Here is a 24,763-nt window from a genome sequence, read left to right as displayed (position 1 = left end):
AGGTGGTCCCGCCGGCCGCGGCCGTGAGGACCTACCGGGCCTGCAGTACCAGCAGTGCCAGGTCGTCGTCCGGTGGGCTCTCGGAGAATTCGTGGACCAGGCGTCTGATCCGTTCGGCGAGCAGAGGTGCGGTGAGGCCCGTGCAGCCGGCGAGGGCGTGGGAGAGGCCGTCGCCGTCGTCGAACTGGCGGTGCCCGTCCCGGCGCTCCGTCACTCCGTCCGTGACGCACAGGAGGGTGTCGCCGTCGTGGAGGACGAGGCTCTCGCTGGTGTAGCCGGGATCGTCGACGACGCCGAGGAGCACCTGGGGCTCGGCGGCGCACTCGACCAGGCCGTCGGGCCGCAGCAGGAGCGGCAGCGGGTGTCCGGCACAGGCCAGGGTGCAGCGCATCCCGTCCTCGGTGGGCACCAGCTCCCCGTAGAGCAAGGAGAGGAAGCGGGGCGCGCCCTCGGGTGCGAGGCCCTGGCCGCCCGCGGCGGCGAGCGCGCGGGCAGCCGCGTCGGCCGCCTCCGTGGCGTCGTCGAGGAGGAGCCGGTTGAGCCGGTCGAGGACCTCGGCGACCTGGTACCCCTCGCGGGCGAGCAGCCGCAGCCAGGGCCGGGCGAGGCCGATGACGACGGCTGCCTCGGGGCCCTTTCCCTGGACGTCGCCGAGCGCGAAGCACCAGCGGCCGTCACCGGCGGGGAACACGTCGTAGAAGTCGCCGCCGGGGCCGCCCGCGTCGCGCGGCTCGTACACGAGCGCGGACTCGATGCCGGGGATCTGCGCGACGGCGGAAGGCAGCAGTCCGCGCTGGAGGATGCGGCTGATGGTGGCCTGCCGGGTGTAGCGGCGGGCCGCGCTGACGGCGAGGGCGACGCGGCGGGCGAAGTCCTCGACGAGGCCCGTGACCTCGTCGGGGAAGCGCGTCAGGCCGGCCCGTCCGATGAGGAGGGTGCCCACCGCGCGACCGCCCGCGCTGAGGCGGTAGGCGAGCGCGGCGCCCGTCGGGTCGCCGCCGAGGCTCTCGAAGGGCCACGGCACGGGGACGGCCGCGCTGCGCGCCGCGTCGGTGGGCTGCGGCGGGTCCTTCTCCAGGATGTTGCGGAGCTCCTCCATGCGGTTCTCGCTGGTGTGCCAGACGCGGGCGAGGCGGGGCGTGGCGAGGGCGTCGGTGCCGCGGCCCGCGCGGTCGGCGGCGCCCCGGTCGGGCCTGCCGTCCTCGTCGTCGAGCCAGACGGCGCACCAGTCGGCCATGCGCGGCACCAGCATCTGTCCGGCGAGTGAGGCGACCTGGTCCTCGTCGAGCTGTCCGGCGAGCAGGTCGGAGGCCTCGGCGAGGAAGGAGAGCGCGCCGCGGTTGACCCAGTCCTGGTCGTGGGGGAAGCGGCGCGGCGTGGGAGCCAGTAATTCCGCGGCGCGCAGCCCGCGCTGAAAGGTTCTTGCGCCGGGGTACGCCTCGGGGTCGCCGCCGCGCCGGTCGGCTTCGTCGACGGGGAGGCGGGCCCAGACGGTCTTGGTGCCGGGCTGGTACGTGATGCCCCAGGCGTCGGAGAGAGAGGCCACGAGGCGCAGCCCGCGCCCGCACTCGGGGGTGTCGGGGCCCATGTCGATGCGGTCGCTGCGGACGGCGCGGGCGGGGTGATGGTCGGAGACCTCGATGACGAGGGCGGCGGGCGCGCACGCGCCGTCCGGGTCGTCGGGGTGCCCGGTTTCGAGGCGGCACAGCAGCTCGACATTGGTGCCGGCGTGGACCACGGCGTTCGTGACGAGTTCGCTGAGTACGACCACGGCGTCGTCGGCGAGCCGGTCGCCGCCGCCGGACGTGGCGGCCAGGCCGAGCTCGGCCCAGTCGGCGAGAACACCCCGCACGAAGCGGCGCGCCGCAGCCGGGGCCATCGGGTTTCCGGGCAGCGAGGTCCGCACGACGGCCGGTGCTCCCGGGGGACGGGAGGGCTCGTCGGTGGCGTACGTGGTCTCCCGTTGCAGCGGAATGGACCCCACGGTGCGGCTCCTGTGCAGTTCGGGCAATGACGCCTCAGGCGACACGGACAGAGTGACAGACCGGCCCCGCCCATAAGCACCGAGTTACCGAAGTGGGCCACCATGAGCGAGAACAGTGCTACGCGCGTTCAGGATCCGGGCCGGATCCAGGCCACCGAACTGCATGCGTTTCTGCCCGCGTTGACGTCGGCGCGGGACGGCGACTTCGCCAAGGCCCCATGGCGCTGCGGGGGGATGCCCGGCTTCAAGACCAGGCGTGCGGCGAGCCCAGGCCTGCACCGCACCACGCGTGGCTTCGGTCTCGAAGGCGGCCGCCTGCACCTGGCGGGCGGCCTCGTGCGGAGCGTCGTGTGGTCGCCGGCGGGGACCCCCGCTGGGCCGGTCTTCCGATCGTGGCGCTGACCGCGAGGGCGATGCCCGGCGACCGGGAGAAGTCCATCGCGCGGGGCGCCGACGACTACGTACCGAATCCGGTGGACGTGGACCAGTTGCTCTGGCTTCGCTCGACGAGCCGCTCGTGCGGGCGTGTTCGGGCATGTTCGGGCGCTTCGGGCGCGTTCGGGCGAGGAAGCGATGAAGGCGCTACCGCGCGGGCGGTTCGCCGTCGTCCTTCCTCCTAGGCATCCGGATGCCGGGCATGGACGGCTTCGAGACCGCGGCGAACATCAAGCGGCTCGACCCGGACGAAGGACGTGCCCGTCATCATCCTGACGGGCACGGGCACGGGCACGGACGCGGACACGGACACGGGCTGCGCGTTCCACCGCGAGCAGCGCCAGTTCGATGCGCCGACTTCACGAATGGAGTCGCTCGCGCGCCACTTGGCTCAGGACGCCCACCCCGACGCGAGCGACCTGAGCCGCCCACATCACAGAGAGGAAGGAGACGCCGCGCAACATGAGGCGTCCCTGAACGGGCGCGGGGCTGTGTCTGTACGCGGCTCCGCCGAGCGGGCGCGATCAGCCACAGACTCCCCGCACCCGCCCCACCGAGCAGAGACCGGCAGACGAAAAGCGCTCACGCCTCGCGAGAGCCGGCGTACATCTCGTCGATCAGGTGCCCGTACTCACGCTCGACGACCGGCCGCTTCAGCTTCAGGCTCGGGGTCAGCTCGCCATGCTCGATGTCGAGGTCGCGCGGCAGGAGCTTGAACTTCTTGATGGTCTGCCACTTCTGGAGGCCGAGGTTGAGCTCCTTGACGTAGCCCTCGACCAGTTCGACCGTGGCGGGGGCCGCGACCACATCGGCGTACGACTTGCCCTCCAGGCCGTTGTCCTTGGCCCACTCCAGGATGGACGGCTCGTCGAGAGCGATGAGCGCCGTGCAGAAGTTCCGGTCGGCGCCGTGCACCAGGATGTTCGAGACGTACGGGCAGACGGCCTTGAACTGGCCCTCCACCTCGGCGGGCGCGACGTACTTGCCGCCCGACGTCTTGATCAGGTCCTTCTTACGGTCGGTGATCTTGAGGTAGCCGTCGGGCGACAGCTCACCGATGTCGCCGGTGTGGAACCAACCGTCGGACTCCAGGACCTCGGCCGTCTTCTCGGGCAGCCCGTGGTAGCCCTGCATGACGCCGGGGCCGCGCAGCAGGATCTCGCCGTCGTCCGCGATCCGCACCTCCGTGCCGGGCACCGGCTTGCCGACGGTGCCGGTGCGGTACGCCTCGCCGGGGTTGACGAAAGACGCGGCGGAGGTCTCCGTGAGGCCGTAGCCCTCGAGGATGTGCACGCCCGCACCGGCGAAGAAGTAGCCGATCTCGGGGGCGAGCGCCGCCGAGCCGGAGACGCAGGCACGCAGCCGGCCGCCGAACGCCTCGCGCAGCTTGGAGTAGACGAGCGCGTCGGCGACCTTGTGCTTGGCGCCGAGCGAGAACGGCACGCTGGCCGTCCCGGTCCTGCGGAAGTTGTCCTGGCTGACCTTCGCGTACTCGCGCGCGACCTCGGCCGCCCACTGGAAGATCTTGTACTTGGCGCCGCCGCCGGCCCGCGCCTTGGCCGCGACCCCGTTGTAGACCTTCTCGAAGATGCGCGGCACCGCGGCCATGTAGGTCGGCTGCACGACGGGCAGGTTCTCGATGATCTTGTCCACGCGGCCGTCGACGGCGGTGACGTGCCCGACCTCGATCTGCCCGGAGGTGAGGACCTTGCCGAAGACGTGCGCGAGGGGCAGCCACAGGTACTGCACGTCGTCCGGGCCGACCAGGCCGGTCGAGGCGATGGCCTTCGCCATGTACGACCAGTTGTCCTGCGGGAGGCGCACGCCCTTGGGCCGGCCGGTGGTGCCGGAGGTGTAGATCAGGGTCGCCAGCTGGTCCGCGGTGATCGCGCCGACCTTTTCCTTGATCAGGTCCGGGTGCTTCTCCAGGTGGGCGGCGCCGCGCTTCTCCAGGTCGGCGAGCGTGAGCACCCAGCCCTCGGGGTCCGCGGCGTCCGGCTCGACCCCGGCCTCGTCGATGACGACGACATGCGCGAGGTCGGGCAGGTCGGCCCGGCGCTCGCGGGCCTTGGCCAGCTGGGCCGCGTCCTCGGCGATCAGGACCTTGCTGTCCGAGTCCGCGAGGATGAACCCCGACTCCTCGGCGTTGGTCTGCGGGTACACGGTGGTCGTGGCGGCGCCCGCGCACAGGATGCCGAGGTCGGCCAGGATCCACTCGACCCGCGTGGAGGAGGCGAGCGCGACCCGCTCCTCCGGCTGGACGCCGAGCTCGATGAGGCCGGCCGCGATGGCGTAGACCCGCGTCGAGGCCTGCCCCCAGCTCAGCGATTTCCACTCCTCGGGGCCCTCACCGGAGGCCGATGGCACCGGGTACCGGTAGGCCTCGGTATCGGGCGTGGCCGCCACGCGCTCCAGGAAGAGGGCCGCCACGGACGGCGGACGGTTCTCGATCAGGGTCTGTGTGTCGCTCACGACGTCCTCCGGGGGCCCGCGGCAGTGCGGCGAGACTGGGCGCGGCTGGCTGTTGGCGGCTGTTGTTTAACTGGCGAGTAACTACCGAGCAGTGATCAGAGTAGAGCGCAGTCGCCCGGCGCGTAAGGGGCCGCAGCCTGTCACTTCTTGTCAACAGCCGCTGTACACACAGCCCCCACAAAAGGCCCGCACAACAATGCCGGGAAATCAAGAGGCCCGCCGCACTGACGCGCGACGGGCCCCGGACTGCTGTGACGCGGCCTACTTCTTCTTCGAGCCGCTGTCGTCGCTGGAGAGCACGGCGATGAAGGCTTCCTGCGGCACCTCGACGGAGCCGACCATCTTCATGCGCTTCTTGCCCTCCTTCTGCTTCTCGAGCAGCTTGCGCTTACGGGAGATGTCACCGCCGTAGCACTTGGCGAGGACGTCCTTGCGGATCGCGCGGATCGTCTCGCGGGCGATGACCCGGGAGCCGATGGCGGCCTGGATCGGCACCTCGAAGGCCTGCCGCGGGATGAGCTCGCGCAGCTTGGCGACCAGCCGCACGCCGTACGCGTACGCCGCGTCCTTGTGCGTGACCGCGGAGAAGGCGTCGACCTTGTCGCCGTGCAGCAGGATGTCGACCTTGACCAGGCTGGAGTCCTGCTCGCCGGTGGGCTCGTAGTCCAGGGACGCGTAGCCGCGCGTCTTGGACTTCAGCTGGTCGAAGAAGTCGAAGACGATCTCCGCGAGCGGCAGCGTGTAGCGGATCTCGACGCGGTCCTCGGAGAGGTAGTCCATGCCGAGCAGCGTGCCGCGGCGGGTCTGGCAGAGCTCCATGATCGAGCCGATGAACTCGCTGGGGGCGAGGATCGTGGCCCGTACGACGGGTTCGAAGACCTTGTCGATCTTGCCTTCGGGGAACTCGCTCGGGTTGGTGACCGTGTGCTCGGTGCCGTCCTCCATGGCCACGCGGTAGACCACGTTGGGCGCGGTGGCGATGAGGTCGAGCCCGAACTCGCGCTCGAGGCGCTCACGGATCACGTCGAGGTGGAGCAGGCCGAGGAAGCCGACGCGGAAGCCGAAGCCGAGCGCGGCCGAGGTCTCCGGCTCGTAGACGAGCGCGGCGTCGTTGAGCTGCAGCTTGTCGAGGGCCTCGCGCAGGTCCGGGTACTCCGAGCCGTCCAGCGGATAGAGGCCCGAGAAGACCATCGGCTTCGGGTCCTTGTAGCCGCCGAGCGCCACGGTGGCGCCGTTGTGCAGGGAGGTGATCGTGTCACCGACCTTGGACTGACGGACGTCCTTCACGCCGGTGATGATGTAGCCCACCTCACCGACGCCGATGCCGTCGGCCGAGGTCATCTCCGGCGAGGAGACCCCGATCTCCAGGAGCTCGTGGGTGGCGCCGGTGGACATCATCCGGATCCGCTCACGCTTGTTGAGTTGGCCGTCGACGACTCGTACGTACGTCACGACGCCGCGGTAGGAGTCGTACACGGAGTCGAAGATCATCGCGCGGGCGGGCGCGTCGGCGACGCCGACCGGGGCCGGGATCTCGGCGACGACCTTGTCGAGCAGCGCCTCGACGCCCATGCCGGTCTTCGCGGAGACCTTCAGCACGTCCTCCGGCTCGCAGCCGATGAGGTTCGCGAGCTCCTCGGAGAACTTCTCGGGCTGGGCGGCCGGCAGGTCGATCTTGTTGAGAACCGGGATGATCTTGAGGTCGTTCTCCATCGCCAGATAGAGGTTGGCGAGAGTCTGCGCCTCGATGCCCTGGGCCGCGTCGACGAGCAGGACCGTGCCCTCACAGGCCGCGAGGGACCGCGAGACCTCGTACGTGAAGTCCACGTGCCCCGGGGTGTCGATCATGTTGAGGATGTGGGTTTTGCCCGGGTCCTCGCTCGGGGCCCAGGGCAGTCGCACCGCCTGGGACTTGATCGTGATGCCGCGCTCGCGCTCGATGTCCATCCGGTCGAGGTACTGAGCACGCATCTGCCGCTGCTCGACCACACCGGTCAGCTGGAGCATCCGGTCGGCGAGCGTGGACTTGCCGTGGTCGATGTGCGCGATGATGCAGAAATTGCGGATCAGAGCCGGGGCAGTACGGCTCGGCTCGGGCACATTGTTAGGGGTCGCGGGCACGCAGGGTCCTGTCTCTTGAGGCGCCTGTCGCCTCGGGTCGGATCTATACGTAGGTTCCATCGTCCCACGGACGCGGGGCTGCGCCCGGTTTGGGCCGCTCGGAGCACGGCTGGTAACGTTGACAGCTGTGTCTCATGCCCTCTCGGCGCGAGGCACCTCAAGAGAAATCACCGGCGCGTGGGCGTGAGCTCGCGTGCCTGAACCTGAAAAGGCTCATTTCGTGGCGAACATCAAGTCCCAGATCAAGCGGATCAAGACCAACGAGAAGGCCCGTCAGCGCAACAAGGCTGTCAAGTCCTCCCTCAAGACCGCGATCCGCAAGGCCCGCGAGGCCGTTGCCGCGGGTGACACCCAGAAGGCCGAGGAGCTGACGCGCGAGGCTTCGCGCAAGCTCGACAAGGCCGTCTCCAAGGGCGTCATCCACAAGAACCAGGCCGCCAACAAGAAGTCGGCGCTTGCTTCCAAGGCTTCCTCCCTCAAGGGCTGAGTACCCACTCCCTCACGGGACGGGCACTCCTTTGATGTGATCGCCGGACGGACCCGAGCGGGCCCTCTCTCTCCGCTCCCGGCCGGCACCCCGGATCTGCACGCGACTGCGTTCGCCACGCGGGTGCGGATCCATCGAGCTTGAACCTGAGACCCCGCACGGCTGTCCTTCCCCAGGATGGCTGGGCGGGGTTTTGGCATGTGTGGGGCTTGCGTCGCATGGCATGGCGGCGCAAGTCCCGCGTGGGCCGGGGGCCTGCGGGTGTGGGGCGGGGGTATGGGGCGGCGGTGTGGCTGTGTGGCTCAGCCGCGGCGGGAGCGGGCGGCCCTTGCGATGGTGACCACGGCCTTCTCGAGGGCGTACTCGGGATCGTCCCCGCCGCCCTTGACGCCCGCGTCGGCCTCGGCGACGGCCCGCAGCGCGACGGCCACACCGTCCGGCGTCCAGCCGCGCATCTGCTGGCGCACCCGGTCGATCTTCCACGGCGGCATCCCCAGCTCCCGGGCGAGATCAGCGGGCCGGCCGCCGCGTGCCGACGAGAGCTTGCCGATGGCGCGGACCCCCTGGGCGAGCGCGCTGGTGATCAGCACGGGCGCCACCCCGGTCGACAACGACCACCGCAGCGCCTCCAGCGCCTCCGCGGCGCGGCCCTCGACGGCCCGGTCGGCGACGGTGAAGCTGGAGGCCTCCGCCCGGCCCGTGTAGTACCGGGCGACGACCGCCTCGTCGATGGTGCCCTCGACGTCCGCGCCGAGCTGCGTGACAGCGGACGCCAGCTCCCGCAGGTCACTGCCGATCGAGTCGACCAGGGCCTGGCACGCCTCCGGCGTCGCGGAACGGCCGATCGCCCGGAATTCGCTGCGCACGAACGCCAGCCGGTCCGCGGGCTTGGTCATCTTGGGGCAGGCGACCTCGCGGGCCCCCGCCTTGCGGGCCGCGTCGAGCAGCCCCTTGCCCTTGGCGCCGCCCGCGTGCAGCAGCACCAGCGTGATCTCCTCGGCGGGCGCCGCGAAGTAGCCCTTCACGTCCTTGATCGTGTCGGCCGAGAGGTCCTGCGCATTGCGTACGACCACGACCTTGCGCTCGGCGAAGAGCGACGGGCTGGTCAGCTCGGCGAGCGTGCCGGGCTGAAGCTGGTCGGACGTGAGGTCACGCACATCCGTGTCCGCGTCGGCGGCACGAGCGGCAGCCACCACCTGCTGCACGGCGCGGTCGAGCAGCAGGTCCTCCTGCCCCACGGCGAGGGTGACAGGGGCGAGCACGTCGTCTGTTGCAGTCTTCCTGGCCATCGCGGTCAAGCATCCCACGCGGCACTGACAACGCCCGCCGTGCCGGAGAATGGCCGGGTGACCGACGCGCGACATGTACTGGTGCTGCCCGACCGCGACGCCGCGGAGGAGGTGGCCGAGGAGCTTCCCGACCGGTTCGGCGTCACCGAGGAGCCCCAGCTCGTACGCGACGCGCTGGCCGGTGAGGACGACGCCGAGGACGCCCAGTGGCTCGTGGTGATCGAGGACCCTACCGGCCGCCTCGACCCCGCCTCACTCGACGCGTTCGCCGCGGAGCACGAGGGCTGGCTCGAGGCGCCTTAGCCGCGGCGACATCGGGGCGGCGGCAACTGGTCGGCGGTATCGGGGCGGCGGTTGAGGGCCGACCTTCGAGGGCCGGCCGTCGCGGATGCCGCGGGGGCGTCAGCCCTTCGGGACGATCTGGATGTCGAGCTCGATCTTCACGCTGGAGCCGACCGCCGCGATCCCGCGGGCCAGCATCGTCTGCCAGTTGACCGTGAAGTCGTCGCGGTGCAGCTCCGTGGTGGCGCGGCAGGCGGCGCGGGTCTCCCCCTCCATGCCGTTGCCCAGGCCCAGATACTCCGCGTCGAACGTGACCGTGCGGGTCACACCGTGCAGCGAGAGCGCGCCGGTGATCGCCCAGCGGCTGCCGCCCCTGTGCACGAACCGTTCGCTGTAGAACTCGAGCGTCGGGAACTGGTCCACGTCGAGAAAGTCGGCCGACCTGAGGTGGTCGTCGCGCATCTTCACGTTCGTGTCGATGGACGACGCATCGATCACCACATGCATCGCGGACTGCTCGACCCGCTCGGCGATGCGCAGCGCGCCCGCGAACGTGTTGAACCGGCCGTGGATCCGCGCCAGTCCGATGTGCCGCGCCGTGAACCCGACCGACGAGTGCATCGCCTCGATCTCCCAGTCCCCGGCGTCGGGCAGCGCCGGCGGCTGGGCGACCTGGAGCATGACGTCGCCGAGTGAGGAGTGCGCGCTCTCGCCGACCGAAGCGCTTCCCCGGTACGGCGTGTAGCCCTCCGCCGTGACCGCGAGCCGGTAGTCACCGGCGGGCACGGCCGCGACGAACGAGCCGAACGGGTCGGCCCCACCACTCACGACCGTGCGCCCCATGGCGTCGCTCACCGCGAACTCGGCGCCGCGCACCGGCTCGTTGACGGGGTCGAGCACCCGGCAGCTGACGAATCCCGCACCGGGCGGCACGCTCATCTCCGCGAGGGGGCTCGTTCGTTGAGCCCGGTTCGTACGGTTTCCCAGCCAGCGGCCGACCATGCGCGAGACACCCCAGTGAAGCTTGAGACCACCATCAACGAAGATGCATTCGACCATCGTTGTGGCATTCGGGGCAACACAGGCCCACATCGCGGGAATACCAGAGACTGTTACCGCCTGTACAGAGATGCCTGAATTAGCCATTCCGCTTACCGTTTCGCCAGCTCGGAGGCATTTCTACCGGCCGGTAATGCCGCGGGAGCCGCAGGGGCCCGGCACCTGTCACGACCCACCCGTCACCACACCCAGCCCCGCCCCCTCCCCCGCCCCCTCCCCCGACGCCTTCCCGGAACGGACCGAACCGGGTCTGTCCTGCCCCGATCCGGTGACCGCCAACGCCCCGTCCCGGTCCGTCCGCAGGACCGCCGCTCCACCGGCCCGCAACTCCGCGACCGTGCGCGCCGACGGATGCCCGTACGGGTTGCCCTCGCCGCACGAAATCAGGGCGAGACGGGGCGCGACCCGCCGAAGGAGTACCGGATCCTGGTAGGCCGAGCCGTGGTGGGCGACCTTGAGAACGTCCACGGGTGGCAGGGCCGCCGCCACGGGGGATCTCAACAGGGCGCGCTGTGCCGGTGGTTCGAGGTCACCCAGGAGCAGCAGGGTGAGGCCCGCGGTGCGGACCAGCAGGGTGACGCTCGCGTCGTTCGGGCCGTCCGGGTCGGGAGCGGGTCGCGGCGGCGGCCACAGCACCTGCCATGCGAGCCGGCCCGTCCGCCGCTGCTCCCCCGCGACGGCCCGGGTCATCGTGATGTGCCGAGCGTCCGCCAATCCCCGAACGAAACGCGCCTGTTCCGGCGGCTCGTCGAACCCTGTCGTCTCGATCGCCCCCACCTCGCGCCCCCGCAGCACCCCGGGCAGACCCGCGACATGGTCCGCGTGAAAGTGGGTCAGCAGGACGAGCGGGACCCGGGTGATCCCGAGCGAGCGCAGACAACGGTCGACCAGCACCGGATCCGGCCCCGCGTCGACCACCACCCCGGCCCCCGCGCCCGCCGCGAGCACCAGCGCGTCCCCCTGCCCGACATCGCACATCACCATCCTCCATCCCGGCGGGGGCCACCCCGTGATCACCCGGGTCAGCGGCCTCGGCTGCATGACCACGAGGATCAGGAGCAGCACACATATCCCCATGACCCATGGGGACTTGAGCACCCGGCGGCCCACGAGGACCACGCCCAGGGTGACCACGGCGAGCAGCAGCCCGCCGCTCGGGCCCCCGGGCCAGTCCACGCCTCCGCCGGGCAGTGCGGCCCCCGCGCGTGCGATGTCCGCGATCCATCCGGCGGGCCAGCTCGCGCACCAGGCGAAGACTTTCGCGACCGGCATCGCCAGCGGGGCGGCGGCCAGGGCGGCGAACCCCAGCACCGTCGCCGGCGCGACCGCGAACTCCGCGAGCAGATTGCACGGCACCGCCACCAGGCTCACCCGGGACGCGATGACCACGACCACCGGCGCACACACGGCCTGCGCCGTCCCGGCCGCCGCGAGCGCCTCCGCCAGGCGCGGCGGACATCTCCGCCGCCGCAGTGCCGCACTCCAGCGCGGGGCGAGGGTCAGCAGCGCGCCGGTGGCCAGGACGGACAGCAGGAACCCGTAACTCCGGGCCAGCCAGGGGTCGTACAGCACCAGCAGCAGTACGACCGTGGCCAGTGCCGGGATCAGGGACCTGCGTCTCCCGGTGCCGATGGCGAGCAGTACGACGAGCCCGCAGGCCGCCGCCCTGAGCACGCTCGGCTCCGGCCTGCACACGATCACGAAGCCGAGCGTGAGCGCGCCGCCGAGCAGAGCGGTCGCCCGCAACGGGATCCCGAGCCTCGGGGCGAGGCCACGGCGCTCCGCCCGGTGCGCGGTGCCGGGCGGACCGATCAGCAGAGCGAGCAGGATCGTGAAGTTCGCCCCGCTGACCGCCGTCAGGTGCAAGAGGTCAGTGGCCTCGAATGCCTCGTGCAGCTCGGGCGGGACACGGGACGTGTCCCCGACCACGAGCCCGGGAAGCAACGCGCGGGCATCCGCCGGCAGCCCCTCGGTCGCTTCCCGCAGCCCGCCCCTCAGCTTCCCCGCGAACCGCTGAGCCGTGGAGGGGGCGCCGACGATCCGAGGGCTCTCGTCGCGTCCGACGCGGAGCACGGCCGCGACCCGGCCGCCGCCGGCCGACGCGGGCGCCAGCCCTCCGTGCACAGCCAGCCGCGTGCTGGGCAGGAGTGCCAGCCACGGCGTCCTCCCCGGGGCGGCGCGGTCCACGTCGACGAGGACCAGAACCGGCGTACGCACCCGCGTCCCGGCGCCCGAGGCCCCGCCCCGCCCCGCGTCGCCGACTCTCAGCACATCGGCGGCGATGACGACGGACGAGGGTGTCGCGTGGTCCCCCTTGACGCGAGGACGCGTCAGCCGCGGGTCGGCCGTCACCTCCAACTCGACCGTCGCCCGGGCGAATTGCCGGGCAAGCCCGGGAACGGGACCGCGCGTCAGATCCGCACCGTGCAGCGCGGCCGAGGCCCCGGACGCGGCGACGCAGAGCAGCACGGCGGCCACAGACATACGAGGCCAGGGCGAGAACACTCCGCGGGGACGGCGGGGTGGCGGGGGCCGTAAGTCCGGGGACGGGGGCGCGGGCGGTAGTGGCGCTGGGGATCCCGGCTGGGAGGGTGACTCCGTCCTCCCCTGCCGCCCCCGTGTCGCCCCTCCCAGTAACAACACTCCCGCCACCGCCGCGCAGGTCAGCGCCAGGGCCGTCACCCACGCCGCCGGAGCGTCCAGCGTCACCGCTGCCGTGGCCCATGCCGCGAGCGCCGGAGGGACGAGACGGAGATCCGCCGGGCCCTCCTGCCGGGGGTCGGCGTCACCCGAAGCGGGGTCCGAGGGCGGTGCAACTCCCGTGCCGTTCATGGCCGTACGAGATTCTGGAGGTCGGAGAAACGACGGTCACCGATGCCGTTGACCTCGCGCAGTTCATCGACGGAACGGAAACCCCCGTGCTCGGTGCGGTAGTCGATGATGTGCTGGGCCAGCACGGGCCCGACGCCCGGCAGCGTGTCGAGCTGCTCTGCGGTGGCGGTGTTGAGGCCGATCGGCCCCGCCGCGGCCCCGGTTCCGGCACCCGTCCCGGCAGCACTCGCCGAACCCGCAGAACCGCCCGAGCCGGTCCCTCCGGGTGCCGCCGGTACACCCACGACCACCTGCTCGCCGTCCACCAGCAGTCGCGCCCGGTTGATTCCCGCGGGGTCCACCCCCGGACGGATTCCTCCGGCGGCGCGCAACGCGTCGGCGACCCTGGATCCGGCCGGCAGCCGATGGATCCCGGGACTGCGCACCTTCCCGCTGACGTCCACGACGATCCCCGCCGCGGCCGCCCCGGCCGGCCCGTCCGTCCCGCCCGCAGCCGACGCCCCGGCCGGGGCGGGCGCCGACGGCCCGGCGTCCGGCTCCCGAACGGCGTCGAGCTGACCCGCCGCCCCGTCGGGCGCCGCCGATCGCACGACCTCGGGCGCGCTCACCGGCTGAGCCCGTCCGGTCCAGAAGTGGTGCACGGCGAAGCCCGCCGCCGCGACCAGGACCACGACCAGCGCGATCACGCTCCGCCGCTCGAGCCCGCACCGCGTCTGCATCCACAGCGGCAGCCGCTCCCGCACGGCAGGCCCGGCCCGCTCCCGCCACGAGGGCGTATCCCTCTCGGCCTCGCCCGCCGGTTCGTCCCGCTCCTCCGCGAACTCCCCCGGCGCCACACCCACCTCCGGGACGCCGCCGTCGTCGGAATCGGCATCGGCATCGGCATCCGCCCGAGCCCACCGAGGAGGACGTGAGGACACCGTCCCGGCCCACCGTGGAAGAGATGGCCGCACCCGCTCAGGCGGATCCGGCGAACTCGGCACACCCGGTGGACCGGGCGAAAGACTCGGCGCGCCGGACCAACCCGGCGGCCCACCCCGCCCCTCCGCGAACAACGCCTCCGCCCGCAGCCTCAACGCCTCGGCCGACGCCTGCCGATAGCGCCGCCGCACACGCCTACGCCGCTGCCACGTCCCCGACGCTCCACCCGGCGCCACATCACCGGCAGCCGCCTCAAGCGTCTCCGAACGTACTGCTGTCTCTGAAAGTGCTGATCCAAGTGCCATGCCACGAACGCTAGGCACTCCGCCGAATCCGCGGTGATCTTGCTCAATTCCCGGGGACAACCCACCAGTTGTGGATAACCCCGTCACCCACAAGAACCCCCGGGCTCAGGGCGACGCACCTCGAGGCACCTCACCGAGGCGAAACAACCGCCCCCAGCAACCCGGGCCCCGTGTGCGCCCCGATGACCGCGCCGACCTCGCTGACATGCAGGTCCAAGAGCCCCGGCACCCGCTCCCGCAGCTTCTCCGCGAACGTCGCCGCCCTGTCCGGCGCGGCGAGATGGTGCACCGCGATGTCGACCTCGCTCGTGCCCGCGCGCTCGGCGACGATCTCCTGGAGCCGGGCGATCGCCTTCGACGAGGTACGCACCTTCTCGAGCAGCTCGATACGACCGCCTTCGAGCTGCAACAGCGGTTTCACGGCGAGCGCCGAGCCGAGGAGGGCCTGGGCGGCGCCGATACGGCCACCGCGGCGGAGGTAGTCCAGGGTGTCGACGTAGAAGTACGCGGACGTGGCGGCGGCCCGCTTCTCCGCCGCGGTCACGGCCTCGTCGACCGTGCCGCCGCCGTCGGCCACCTCGGCGGCGGTGAGCGCGCAGAAACCGAGGGCCATCGCGACCATGCCGGTGTCCACGACTCTGACCTGCACCGGCGCCTCGCGCGCGGCGAGTACTGCGGCGTCGTAGGTACCGGAGAGTTCGGACGACAGATGGAGCGAGACGACGCTGGTCGCGCCCTCTTCGGCCAGCTTGCGATAAGTGGCGGCGAAGATCTCGGGGCTCGGCCGGGACGTGGTCACCGGCCGGCGCTTCTGCAGGGCTTCGGCAAGTGAGCGGGTGGAGATCTCGGCGCCCTCTTCGTGGGCCCGGTCGCCAAGGACCACGGTCAGGGGGACCGCGATGATGCCGTGGCGCTCCATCGTCCGCTGCGGCAGGTAGGCCGTTGAATCCGTGACGATCGCGACATGGCGGGACATGAGCTGGAGATTACCTGCCCGGGCCGGTGGACGGCAGCCCGGCCCCGGTGGCCCTTTCACGCGTCAAGTCGTGCTCTCCGGGCGGGCTTTCTTCTGCCAAGGATAGGTGGGGCGCGGGTCGGTGGGCGAGAGCGCCGGCCGGCCGGGCGCCTCGGCCTGTCCGTCCTGTGGAGTCCCTGGCCAGGTCTGATGCGCGGCGGGACGCTCCGGGACCGGGGCCTCGGGCCACGAGGGCGGCGTCTGCGCGGGCCCGGGGGACGGTTCGGTCGTCCAGTGCCGCAGGGCTCCCGCCTCGATGTCGATCTGGGCGCTCAGGGAATCCAGGCCGTCGTCGGCGATCCGGTGGGCGCGGTCCCTGGCCGCCCGGCGCAGGGAGTCGGCCGACGCGGTGATCTGCTCCGTCCGCTTGCGCAGATCGGGCAGGAGCTCGGCGAGATGCGCCTTGTCCGGCTCGGCCTCGAGGCGCTTGAGGTCGTCGTCCAGCTCGTGGCCGTACACGCTGAGCCGGCCGAAGAGGTCCAGCGACTCCTTGAGCGAGGCGTCCTCGGCCACGCGCGCGTGAAGCGCGTCCTGAGTGGACCTCATCGACGTACGCAGCTTGAGCCGCAGTTGCGCGAGCTCGCCTGCAGCGCCCGGCTGCACGAACGTCCGCGCCTTGAGCGTCGTGTCCTCGACGGACCGGCGGGCCTGCGCGACCGTGCGGTCCACTCCCCGCTTGGCGGCGCCGACGACCTTCACCGTCACATACGCGCCCAGGGCCAGGAACAGTACGAACATGAGCGCCACGATCGCGATCACGGCCTCTCCCATGACGCTCCTCCCGACAAGGTCGGCGGTCCGTCCGCCTCTTCCACCGTAAACGGAAAACGCAGGTTGGAGGTTCCAGCGGAACCCCCAACCTGCCCGTAGGGAACAACCCTGATCCGCCTGGACGGAGTGGCTGTCACGCAGGAACGATGTTCACCAGCTTCGGCGCCCGCACGATGACCTTGCGGATGCCGGCGCCGTCCAGCGCGGCGACGACCCGCTCGTCGGCCAGGGCCACCGTCTCCAGCTCCTCGTCGGAGATCGACGGGGACACCTCCAGGCGCGCCTTGACCTTGCCCTTGATCTGCACGACGCAGGTCACGGACTCGTCCACGACATACGCGGGGTCGGCGACGGGGAAGTCCTGGTGGACGACGGAGTCGGTGTGGCCCAGCTTGCGCCACAGCTCCTCGGCGATGTGCGGGGCCAGCGGCGCGACCAGCAGCACCAGGCGCTCGGCCACGCTGCGCGACAGCGGGCCGCCCACCTTGGTCAGGTGGTTGTTCAGCTCGGTGACCTTGGCGATGGCGGTGTTGAACCGCATGCCCTCCAGGTCCTGGCGGACGCCGTCGATCGCCTTGTGCAGGGCGCGCAGCGTGGTCCCGTCGATGGCGGAGTCCTCGGTGTCGACGACGGTGACCTCGCCGCTCGCCTCGTCGACGATGTTGCGCCACAGGCGCTGCAGCAGACGGAACTGGCCCACCACCGCGCGCGTGTCCCACGGGCGCGAGACGTCCAGGGGGCCCATCGCCATCTCGTACAGGCGCAGGGTGTCCGCGCCGTACTCGGCGCAGATCTCGTCCGGCGTGACGGCGTTCTTCAGGGACTTGCCCATCTTGCCCAGCAGGCGGGAGACCTTCTCGCCCTCGAAGTAGTACGCGCCGTCGCGCTCCTCGACCTCGGCGGCGGGCACCGCGATGCCGCGGCTGTCGCGGTACACGTAGGCCTGGATCATGCCCTGGTTGTACAGCTTGTGGAACGGCTCGGCCGACGAGATGTGGCCCAGGTCGAACAGCATCTTCGACCAGAAGCGGGCGTACAGCAGGTGCAGCACGGCGTGTTCGGCGCCGCCCACGTACAGGTCGACGCCACCGGTCGGCTGGCCCTCGCGAGGGCCCATCCAGTACTGCTCGATGGCCGGGTCGACCAGCTTCTCGCTGTTGCGCGGGTCCAGGTAACGCAGCTCGTACCAGCAGGAACCCGCCCAGTTGGGCATGGTGTTGGTCTCGCGGCGGTACTTTCGCGGACCAGCGCCGTCGCCCAGGTCCAGCGTGACGTGGACCCAGTCGTCGTTGCGGGACAGCGGGGTCTCGGGCTGGGTGTCGGCGTCGTCCGCGTCGAACGTACGGGGGCTGTAGTCGTCGACCTCCGGCAGCTCCAGCGGCAGCATCGACTCGGGCAGCGAGTGGGCGACGCCGTCCTCGTCGTAGACGATCGGGAAGGGCTCGCCCCAGTAGCGCTGGCGGCTGAACAGCCAGTCGCGCAGGCGGAAGTTGACCGTGCCGCGGCCGATGCCGGTGCGCTCCAGCCACTCCGTCATGCGCGCCTTGGCGTCGGTGACGCCCACGCCGTCCACGGAGATCTGGTCGCTCGCGGAGTTGACCAGCCGCGCGTCGTACGAGGCGAACGCGTCGTCCCACGTGGAGGTGTCGGTGCCGCGGTCGTCCGAGGGCTCCACGACGCAGCGCATCGGCAGCTCGAAGGCGCGCGCGAACGCGAAGTCGCGGGTGTCGTGCGCGGGGACGGCCATGATCGCGCCGGTGCCGTAGCCCATCAGGACGTAGTCGGCGATGAAGACGGGGACCTGCTCGCCGCTGACCGGGTTGGCCGCGTACGCGCCGGTGAAGACGCCGGTCTTGTCCTTGGCCTCGGCCTGGCGCTCGACGTCGGACTTCGAGGCGGCCTGCTTGCGGTAGGCGGCGACGGCCTGGGCGGGGGTCGCGTGGCCGCCCGTCCAGACGTCGTGGGTGCCCTCGGGCCATGCGGCGGGGACGATCCGGTCCACCAGGTCGTGCTCGGGCGCCAGGACCATGTACGTGGCGCCGAACAGGGTGTCCTGACGGGTGGTGAAGACGGTGATGGCCTCGTCGCCGACGGGGAAGTCGACGCGGGCGCCCTCGGAGCGGCCGATCCAGTTCCGCTGCTGCAGCTTGATCGCCTCGGGCCAGTCCAGGGCGTCCAGGTCGTCCAGCAGGCGGTCCGCGTAGGCGGTGATGCGCATGTTCCACTGGCGCAGCTTGGCCTTGAAGACAGGGTAGTTGCCGCGCTCGGAGCGGCCGTCGGCGGTGACCTCCTCGTTGGCCAGGACGGTGCCCAGGCCGGGGCACCAGTTGACGGGCGCCTCGGAGGCGTACGCCAGCCGGTACTCGCTCAGCACGTCGGCCCGCTCGGCCGCGTTCAGCTCGTGCCACGCGCGCGTGGAGTCCGGTACGGCGCGCTCACCGCTCTCGAACTGCGCGATCAGCTGGTCGATCGGACGGGCCTTCTTCGCCTCGTCGTCGTACCAGGAGTTGAAGATCTGGACGAAGATCCACTGGGTCCACTTGTAGTACTCGGGGTCGATCGTGGCGAACGACCGGCGCTTGTCGTGACCCAGGCCCAGCCGGCGCAGCTGGGACTTCATGTTGACCATGTTGGCTTCGGTGGACGTGCGCGGGTGGGTGCCCGTCTGCACGGCGTACTGCTCGGCGGGCAGGCCGAAGGCGTCGAAGCCCAGGGTGTGCAGGACGTTGTGCCCGTTCATGCGCTGGAAGCGCGCGAAGACGTCCGTGGCGATGTAGCCCAGCGGGTGGCCGACGTGCAGGCCCGCACCCGAGGGGTACGGGAACATGTCCATGACGAACTTCTTGGGCCGGGCGGCCATCGCCCGGTCCGCCTCGGTGTCCCCCGCCAGGTCACCGCTCGGGTTCGGCGCCTCGTACGTGCCGTCGGCGTCCCAGAAGTCCTGCCAGCGTGCCTCGATGTCGGCGGCCATGGCCGCCGTGTAGCGGTGCGGCGCGGCCACCTCGGAAGCGGCAGCGGAATTCGTCTCGCTCATGATCCTCAAAGCTCCATCGATCGTCTCTGCTTACGGAACTGACCGCGCTGGCCAAACAAAAATGCCCCTCGCACAGGAGGGGGCGCCGCGCCGATTCCGATCCGCGATTCGTCAGCGGTCGGGACTGATCAGCGCGGCTCGCTAAGCAGAAGGCGTACGGCACGCATGGCGTCAGGGTACCGCAGGGCCCACACGGGCCGCGACGGGCTTCCCGGGGAGCCCCGCGCAGGGCGCGGGCGGTCCACGGGAAGCCTTCGGAAGGTGCATGGGCCAAGGGTTACTCCGCGTACCGACCTCTATCGGGGCAACACAAAGTCCACACCTCCGATAGATAACAACGAGATAACTCAAACCCCGTACTGGCCGGTATGGGTCGACCTAGAGTGCGGCAGCGGGACCACTTTGCCGAACCATTCGGAGTCGCCCCCATGAACCCTCCACTGAACTCCCCGTTGAACTCCCCGACGAACGGGCAGCCGCTGAATCCGTTCCCTCAGCGTGGAAATACCCAGCGCCCCCGGCGCAGGATCCGCCCGTCCCCCGCGCCCGGCCGGGCGACCCGAGGGGCCCTGTGCGCGGCGGCACTGCTGCTGATACCCCTCGTGGTCCTCGTCGGGAGCGACGCCTTCCGCGCCGCGCTCGACTTCACCACCGGGGTGCTGTCCCTGGTCTCCCTGACGGCGTCCGTCGTCTGGGGCCTGGTCGCCTCCGACCGGCTGTTCCTGACCTCGCGCCAGCGCCTGCTCTCCCAGGGCGTGCACCGGGCCACGGCGGTCGCCTCGATCGGCTTCCTGCTCCTGCACGTCACCGTCAAGCTGGCCCTCGACCATGTGTCCGTGGTCGGCGCGCTGATCCCCTTCGGGCTCGGCGTGACCGGCAGCGCGGGCCTGATCGGCCTCGGCTCGCTCGCCGGGCTCCTGATGGTCACCACCGGCGTCACCGGCGCCCTGCGCAAGGCCTTCGCGTCCCCCGCCCAGATCGCCTCCCGCTGGCGCGCCCTGCACATGCTGGCCTACCCCGCCTGGTGCTCCGCGCTGATCCACGGTCTGTACGCGGGCCGGCAGCCGAAGACGTACGTAGTTGTCCTGTACTGCCTGTGCCTGGTCGCGGTGGGCGGTGCGGTCGCCCTGCGCGCGGCGCCGGGACCGGTCAAGCGCAAGGTCGCCGCCCGCGTCCTCGCGCTCCTCGACGGCGACGGCAGAACGCAGGGCACCCGCCGCAGGGACGTCACCCCGTCCCCGCTGCCCGGCGGCGCCGGCCGCCCCGCACCGTCCAACGCCCGCTTCGACGTGAACCGCGAGCCCCCGCCGCGGCCGCGCGAAAGTCCGCGCCCCATGCCGTCCCCCGGCATTCCACCGCTCCACGAGGCTCCGGCGCGCCCCGCGTTCGAGCCTCGCCCCGCCACCGCGGGCATCGGCTTCTCGGCCGCCTACCGCGCGGTCTCGGCCCCGGTGGACCCGCTCTTCGGCGCCCCGCCCCCCGGGGAGCCCCTGACCCTCCTGGACCTCCAGCCCACCGAGTCCCTCCCGTTCGTCGACCCCGAGCCCCCCGAGCGCTGGCCGGCCCCGTCCCCGCCGCCCCCCGCCCCGGCACCCCCCTCGGCGTACGACCCCACTCTCGACACCCCCTACGGCGGCATCCCGAGCTACGGGGAAGAGTCCGCCACCGAAACGCTGCCCGGCCCGTTCCAGGCCCCCGCCGCGGGCGAGCCCTGGAACACGCCGCCCGGAGGCCTTCAGTGAACACCGCGCTGCCCGACGTCCCCGAAGTCCGCGTCGTCGGTCTCCCCCAGCTCACCTCGGGCTTCGACCTGGTCGAGCGACTCGACCTCGACATGCATCTGAAAGTGCACGGCCCGCTCGAACCGATGGGCGGTGAGCAACTGGCCGCGCTGGCCGGGCAGATATCACTGCGCGGCCGCGGCGGCGCCGGCTTCCCCTTCGCCAAGAAGCTGCGCGCCGTCGCCCAGTCCGCGATCCGCCGCGGGGTGCGCCCCGTCGTCGTGGTCAACGGCAGCGAGGACGAACCCGCCTGCCGCAAGGACACGGTCCTGATCAACCGCGCCCCGCACCTCATCCTCGACGGCGCGCTCCTGGTCGCCGAGGCGCTCGGCGCCCGCACCCTCGTGGTGGGCCTGACCCGCGACTCCACCGAGGCGTCCATGCAGGCCGCGCTCCTCGAAAGGGGCCTGTCCAACCGCCGTGGCGCCCCGCTGCGCGCGCGTGTGCAGCGCAACCCCGTACGCATGGTCACCGGGGAGTCCTCCGCGCTGATCCGCTCGGCGGACGGCGGGCCCCCGGTGCCTCCGGGCCGCAAGGTGCGCGCCTCGGACTCCGGGGTGGGCGGCGCGCCCACCCTGCTGTCGAACGCCGAGACGTTCGCCCAGCTCGCCGTGGCGGCCCGCACCGGACCCGAGCGCTACTGCCGCACGGGCCTGCGCGACGAGCCCGGCACGATCCTGCTGACCCTCTCCGGAGCCGTCGCCCGCCCGATGGTCCTCGAAGTCCCCGCGGGGGTTCCCCTGCGGTACGTGCTCCAGCTCGCGGGCGCCCCGCCGATGCCCCAGGGCGTGCTCACGGGCGGCTACCACGGCAAGTGGCTCGACGCCTTCACGGCGCAGGAGGCGGTGGTCTCCCGCGCCTCCCTGGAGGCCGCCGGGGGCGCGCTCGGCGCGGGCGCAATCCTGCCGATCGGACCGGACACCTGCCCGCTCGGCGAGGCGCTCCGGGTGGCGCAGTGGCTGGCCTCGGAGAGCGCGGGCCAGTGCGGTCCCTGCTATCTGGGTCTGCCGGCGGCTGCGCGCGGCCTGGAGGACGTACTGAACGGCGGCGGCCCCACCGCCCTCGAAGCCCTCCAGCAGGTCACCAGGGCGGTGAAGCGGCGCGGCGCGTGCAAGCACCCGGACGGTTCGGCGGCGTTCCTGGAGTCGACGATCTCGGCGTTCACGGACGACCTCGCCGCGCACGTCCTGGGCGGCGGCTGCGGGCGCCCGGTGCAGGGCGTGCTGCCGCTGCACACGGAGGCGCCGCAGGGCGAGTCCCCCAGCGGCCGGCGGCTCGCGGTGGACTGGACGCTGTGCGAGGGCCACGGCCTGTGCGCGGACATCGTCCCGGAGCTGATCCAGCTGGGCCCGGACGGCTATCCCTCGGTGGCGGAGGCCCCGGTGGCGCGCTATTCGGAGGCGCGCGCCGTACGGGCCGTGCGCCGGTGCCCCGCGCTGGCGCTGCGTATCGAGGAGGACCCGGCAGCGGCTCCGGCCCGCCCGGCCCTGCCGCCCGCGCTCCCGCCGGGCCGCGGACGCAGGGCCCTGGGCAGCGGGCGCGGCTGACGCCCGCGGGACTGGGTGACGGCATACGAAAGCGGGCCACCCTGTTCGGGTGGCCCGCCTTCATGTCCATCTGCTGTGGAGCTAAGGAGAATTGAACTCCTGACCTCCTGCATGCCATGCAGGCGCTCTACCAACTGAGCTATAGCCCCTCGTGTCCATCCGGCGGAGCCGCATGTTCACCGTGTCGCCCGGTTTCCCCGGCGGCGACGCCAACATTACCGGGCACCCGGTGCATCACCAAATCGTTTCCATCTTGGTCCGATTTGCCCGAATTTAAGGCATCCTCAGGCCGTGGCGAACGAATAGAACCGCTTGAGCGTGCAGTGCTCGTCGAGCAGCCGGCCGTAGATCGGCTCGCCCTCCAGTTCCCGATACGTCTCGATCGGGTCGCCTTTTATGATCAGCGCCCGCGCGCACTCCTCGCACCAGTACTGGTAGTCGGGGTTGACCGGCTCCATGTCCCTGACGATGGGCGTGCCGCTGCCGCACCAGTCGCACTTCCTCCTGTGTGACCCCATGTCGATCCGCTCAGCTCCAGCTGTGGCCGCAGGCCGTGCACACGTACGAGATCCCGCCGTTGTCGCCGAGCATCTGCGCGACGTGGAGGGAGCCGCAGGACGGACAGTCGAGGAAAGAGAAAGCAGAGAAAGCAGACAGACAAGACGCAGAAGACGCAGAAGAGGAGGGGGAAGGAACGTGCTGCCCGGAATGGGCTGCTTCGGCCGGTCTCACTGTCACGCCGAGGGGGCGGTCGGCCGCCTCGGTGATGCGCGCGGGCATCGCGTTCTCCCTCCCGTCGGGCCGACTTCGTCGATCGGACGCGGCCCTCTACCGGCCGTCCGATTCTGCCACGGCCGGAGCGTCACGGTCAGCGACGCATGAGTACCGGTCCGGACACGGCGCCGAGTTCGCCCGCTCCGGCCAGCACTTACGCACACACCGACACACGAGGACCACATCCGCAGACCTGTACGCCCCCGGGACACCAAGCGCCTCAAGGCAGTTGGAAAGAGTGTCCCGGGTAACAAAAAATCCCGCCCTTACCCGGGCGGGATCTTCGTGAAGCGGACGCTTCGACTGTGGAGCTAAGGAGAATTGAACTCCTGACCTCCTGCATGCCATGCAGGCGCTCTACCAACTGAGCTATAGCCCCTTGCGTTCTCCCCGCTCTGCGCGGCTGCGAACAAGAAGAACTTTAGCCTGCGACCTGCCGGAAAGTGAAATCCGGCCGTCCGGCCCCCGTCGGGGGCTCAGTCGTCGTCGCCGAGCACCGGCTCCGGGAGCGTGCCCGCGTTGTGCTCGAGCAGCCGCCAGCCGCGTGCGCCCTGGCCGAGGACGGACCAGCAGCAGTTGGAGAGGCCGCCGAGGCTTTCCCAGTGGTGGGACTCGAGACCCAGGAGGCGCCCGATGGTGGTGCGGATCGTGCCGCCGTGGCTGACCACGACGAGCGTGCCGTCCTGCGGCAGCTTCTCCGCGTGAGCGAGCACGACGGGAGCGGCCCGGTCGGCGACCTCCGTCTCGAGCTCGCCGCCGCCGCGGCGCACCGGCTCGCCGCGCTTCCACGCGGCGTACTGGTTGCCGTAACGGGCGATGATCTCGTCGTGCGTGAGGCCCTGCCACTCACCGGCGTAGGTCTCGCGCAGGCCCTCGTCGCGCGTGACGTCGAGGCCCGTGAGCGCGGCCAGCTCGGCGGCCGTGGCGGAGGCCCTGCTGAGGTCGGACGCGACGATGGCGGCCGGCTTCAGCGAGGCGAGCAGCCGGGCGGCCCGGCGGGCCTGGGCGACGCCGGTCTCGGTCAGGCCGATGTCCGTGGAGCCCTGGAAGCGGCGCTCCAGGTTCCAGGCGGTCTGGCCGTGGCGCCACAGGATGACGCGCCGTCCCTGGCCCGGTCCCCCGGCCCGTCCGGCGCCGGCCCCCGCGGCGGTCAACGCAGCTCTCCGCCCAGCTCGCGAAGCTCCTCGGCCTCCTCCGCGGCCTGCGTCGCCCGGGCGTGCTCCGCCGCCTTGCCGCGGGTGGCCTTGGCGTCCGCGGGAAGCTCCAGCTCGGGGCAGTCCTTCCACAGGCGTTCGAGGGCGTAGAAGACGCGCTCCTCGCTGTGCTGGACGTGGACGACGATGTCGACGTAGTCGAGGAGGATCCAGCGGGCGTCGCGGTCGCCCTCGCGGCGGACCGGCTTGGCGCCGAGCTCCTTGTTCAGGCGCTCCTCGATCTCGTCGACGATCGACTTGACCTGGCGGTCGTTGGGCGCGGAGGCCAGCAGGAAGGCGTCGGTGATCGACAGCACATCGCTGACGTCGTACGCGATGATGTCGTGCGCGAGCTTGTCGGCAGCCGCCTGTGCGGCGGTGGTGATGAGCTCGATGGAGCGGTCAGTGGCGGTCACTACAAGGCTTTCCGTCGGCGGGCAGTAATCCCTTGAAGGGATACC

The 24,763-nt window shown here is 71.4% G+C and carries 18 protein-coding genes, 2 tRNA genes and 1 pseudogene; 6 read left to right on the top strand and 15 right to left on the bottom strand.

Features of this window, described 5'->3' with window-relative positions; all coding sequences use genetic code 11:
* Nucleotides 1–31: 31 nt before the first annotated feature.
* The gene (locus tag ACWIGU_RS13805; RefSeq protein ID WP_454400450.1) at nucleotides 32–1,984 is read right to left on the bottom strand and encodes a SpoIIE family protein phosphatase; all 1,953 of its coding nucleotides are present in this window, start codon (nucleotides 1,982–1,984) and stop codon (nucleotides 32–34) included.
* 102 nt (nucleotides 1,985–2,086) lie between these two features.
* Between ACWIGU_RS13805 and ACWIGU_RS13800 the strand changes: the two genes are divergently transcribed.
* Together ACWIGU_RS13800 and ACWIGU_RS13795 are read left to right on the top strand one after the other, a co-directional pair.
* The gene (locus tag ACWIGU_RS13800) at nucleotides 2,087–2,386 is read left to right on the top strand and encodes a hypothetical protein (RefSeq protein ID WP_454400448.1); all 300 of its coding nucleotides are present in this window, start codon (nucleotides 2,087–2,089) and stop codon (nucleotides 2,384–2,386) included.
* Nucleotides 2,387–2,530: 144 nt separating this feature from the next.
* Nucleotides 2,531–2,745 (top strand): annotated as a pseudogene (locus tag ACWIGU_RS13795) (response regulator); the annotation flags it as partial.
* Between the two features lie 256 nt (nucleotides 2,746–3,001).
* Here the strand turns inward: ACWIGU_RS13795 and ACWIGU_RS13790 are convergent.
* Nucleotides 3,002–4,891: an AMP-dependent synthetase/ligase gene (locus ACWIGU_RS13790; protein WP_454400446.1), complete on the bottom strand. Its 1,890-nt coding sequence runs from the start codon at nucleotides 4,889–4,891 to the stop codon at nucleotides 3,002–3,004.
* 261 nt (nucleotides 4,892–5,152) lie between these two features.
* Entirely contained in the window at nucleotides 5,153–7,012 is a 1,860-nt protein-coding gene (gene lepA, locus ACWIGU_RS13785; protein ID WP_454400444.1) for a translation elongation factor 4, read from the bottom strand.
* A 220-nt stretch (nucleotides 7,013–7,232) separates the two neighbouring features.
* On the opposite strand from lepA, the gene rpsT reads away from it, so the two are divergent.
* Complete coding sequence (gene rpsT, locus ACWIGU_RS13780; protein WP_100594244.1) at nucleotides 7,233–7,499, top strand: 30S ribosomal protein S20; 267 nt, start codon at nucleotides 7,233–7,235, stop codon at nucleotides 7,497–7,499.
* Between the two features lie 302 nt (nucleotides 7,500–7,801).
* Here the strand turns inward: rpsT and holA are convergent, their stop codons facing one another.
* Nucleotides 7,802–8,788 carry a DNA polymerase III subunit delta gene (holA, locus tag ACWIGU_RS13775; protein ID WP_116513029.1) on the bottom strand — a complete coding sequence of 329 codons (987 nt, stop codon included), beginning with the start codon at nucleotides 8,786–8,788 and terminating at the stop codon, nucleotides 7,802–7,804.
* Nucleotides 8,789–8,845: 57 nt separating this feature from the next.
* On the opposite strand from holA, the gene ACWIGU_RS13770 reads away from it, so the two are divergent.
* The gene (locus ACWIGU_RS13770) at nucleotides 8,846–9,091 is read left to right on the top strand and encodes a hypothetical protein (RefSeq protein ID WP_454400441.1); all 246 of its coding nucleotides are present in this window, start codon (nucleotides 8,846–8,848) and stop codon (nucleotides 9,089–9,091) included.
* A 99-nt stretch (nucleotides 9,092–9,190) separates the two neighbouring features.
* Here ACWIGU_RS13770 and ACWIGU_RS13765 read toward each other — a convergent pair whose 3' ends face one another.
* From ACWIGU_RS13765 to leuS, 6 genes are all read right to left on the bottom strand, one after another.
* Nucleotides 9,191–10,072, bottom strand: a complete 882-nt coding sequence (locus tag ACWIGU_RS13765) for a YceI family protein (RefSeq protein ID WP_454400440.1) — start codon at nucleotides 10,070–10,072, stop codon at nucleotides 9,191–9,193.
* Between the two features lie 222 nt (nucleotides 10,073–10,294).
* Entirely contained in the window at nucleotides 10,295–12,961 is a 2,667-nt protein-coding gene (locus tag ACWIGU_RS13760) for a ComEC/Rec2 family competence protein (RefSeq protein WP_454400438.1), read from the bottom strand.
* On the bottom strand, nucleotides 12,958–14,187 hold the full coding sequence (locus ACWIGU_RS13755; protein WP_454400437.1) for a helix-hairpin-helix domain-containing protein: 1,230 nt from the start codon (nucleotides 14,185–14,187) through the stop codon (nucleotides 12,958–12,960). The genes ACWIGU_RS13760 and ACWIGU_RS13755 overlap by 4 nt, the downstream gene beginning before the upstream one ends.
* Before the next feature lie 130 nt (nucleotides 14,188–14,317).
* Nucleotides 14,318–15,163 (bottom strand): DegV family protein, encoded by an 846-nt coding sequence (locus ACWIGU_RS13750; protein WP_454400435.1) that lies wholly within the window; start codon nucleotides 15,161–15,163, stop codon nucleotides 14,318–14,320.
* Nucleotides 15,164–15,226: 63 nt separating this feature from the next.
* Nucleotides 15,227–15,973 (bottom strand): hypothetical protein, encoded by a 747-nt coding sequence (locus ACWIGU_RS13745; protein ID WP_454400434.1) that lies wholly within the window; start codon nucleotides 15,971–15,973, stop codon nucleotides 15,227–15,229.
* Nucleotides 15,974–16,106: 133 nt separating this feature from the next.
* Complete coding sequence (gene leuS, locus ACWIGU_RS13740) at nucleotides 16,107–19,007, bottom strand: leucine--tRNA ligase (RefSeq protein WP_454400432.1); 2,901 nt, start codon at nucleotides 19,005–19,007, stop codon at nucleotides 16,107–16,109.
* A gap of 428 nt (nucleotides 19,008–19,435) precedes the next feature.
* On the opposite strand from leuS, the gene ACWIGU_RS13735 reads away from it, so the two are divergent.
* Nucleotides 19,436–20,749 carry a cytochrome b/b6 domain-containing protein gene (locus ACWIGU_RS13735; RefSeq protein ID WP_454400430.1) on the top strand — a complete coding sequence of 438 codons (1,314 nt, stop codon included), beginning with the start codon at nucleotides 19,436–19,438 and terminating at the stop codon, nucleotides 20,747–20,749.
* A complete protein-coding gene (locus tag ACWIGU_RS13730) occupies nucleotides 20,746–22,335 on the top strand; it encodes an NADH-ubiquinone oxidoreductase-F iron-sulfur binding region domain-containing protein (protein ID WP_454400428.1) in 1,590 nt (529 codons plus the stop codon). The genes ACWIGU_RS13735 and ACWIGU_RS13730 overlap by 4 nt, the downstream gene beginning before the upstream one ends.
* A 76-nt stretch (nucleotides 22,336–22,411) precedes the next feature.
* Here ACWIGU_RS13730 and ACWIGU_RS13725 read toward each other — a convergent pair.
* From ACWIGU_RS13725 to rsfS, 5 genes are all read right to left on the bottom strand, one after another.
* A tRNA-Ala gene (locus ACWIGU_RS13725) sits at nucleotides 22,412–22,484 on the bottom strand.
* Nucleotides 22,485–22,619: 135 nt separating this feature from the next.
* A complete protein-coding gene (locus ACWIGU_RS13720; protein ID WP_127831505.1) occupies nucleotides 22,620–22,853 on the bottom strand; it encodes a hypothetical protein in 234 nt (77 codons plus the stop codon).
* A gap of 562 nt (nucleotides 22,854–23,415) precedes the next feature.
* Nucleotides 23,416–23,488, bottom strand: a tRNA-Ala gene (locus ACWIGU_RS13715).
* 97 nt (nucleotides 23,489–23,585) lie between these two features.
* Entirely contained in the window at nucleotides 23,586–24,263 is a 678-nt protein-coding gene (locus tag ACWIGU_RS13710; protein ID WP_454400426.1) for a histidine phosphatase family protein, read from the bottom strand.
* Nucleotides 24,260–24,718, bottom strand: a complete 459-nt coding sequence (gene rsfS / locus ACWIGU_RS13705) for a ribosome silencing factor (protein ID WP_356278657.1) — start codon at nucleotides 24,716–24,718, stop codon at nucleotides 24,260–24,262. The genes ACWIGU_RS13710 and rsfS overlap by 4 nt, the downstream gene beginning before the upstream one ends.
* Nucleotides 24,719–24,763: the final 45 nt, after the last annotated feature.

The sequence above is a fragment of the Streptomyces sp. NPDC055400 genome (genome assembly GCF_053644375.1).
The sequence above is the reverse complement of the archived record's forward strand: the minus strand, read 5'-3'. Positions and strand labels throughout refer to the sequence as shown.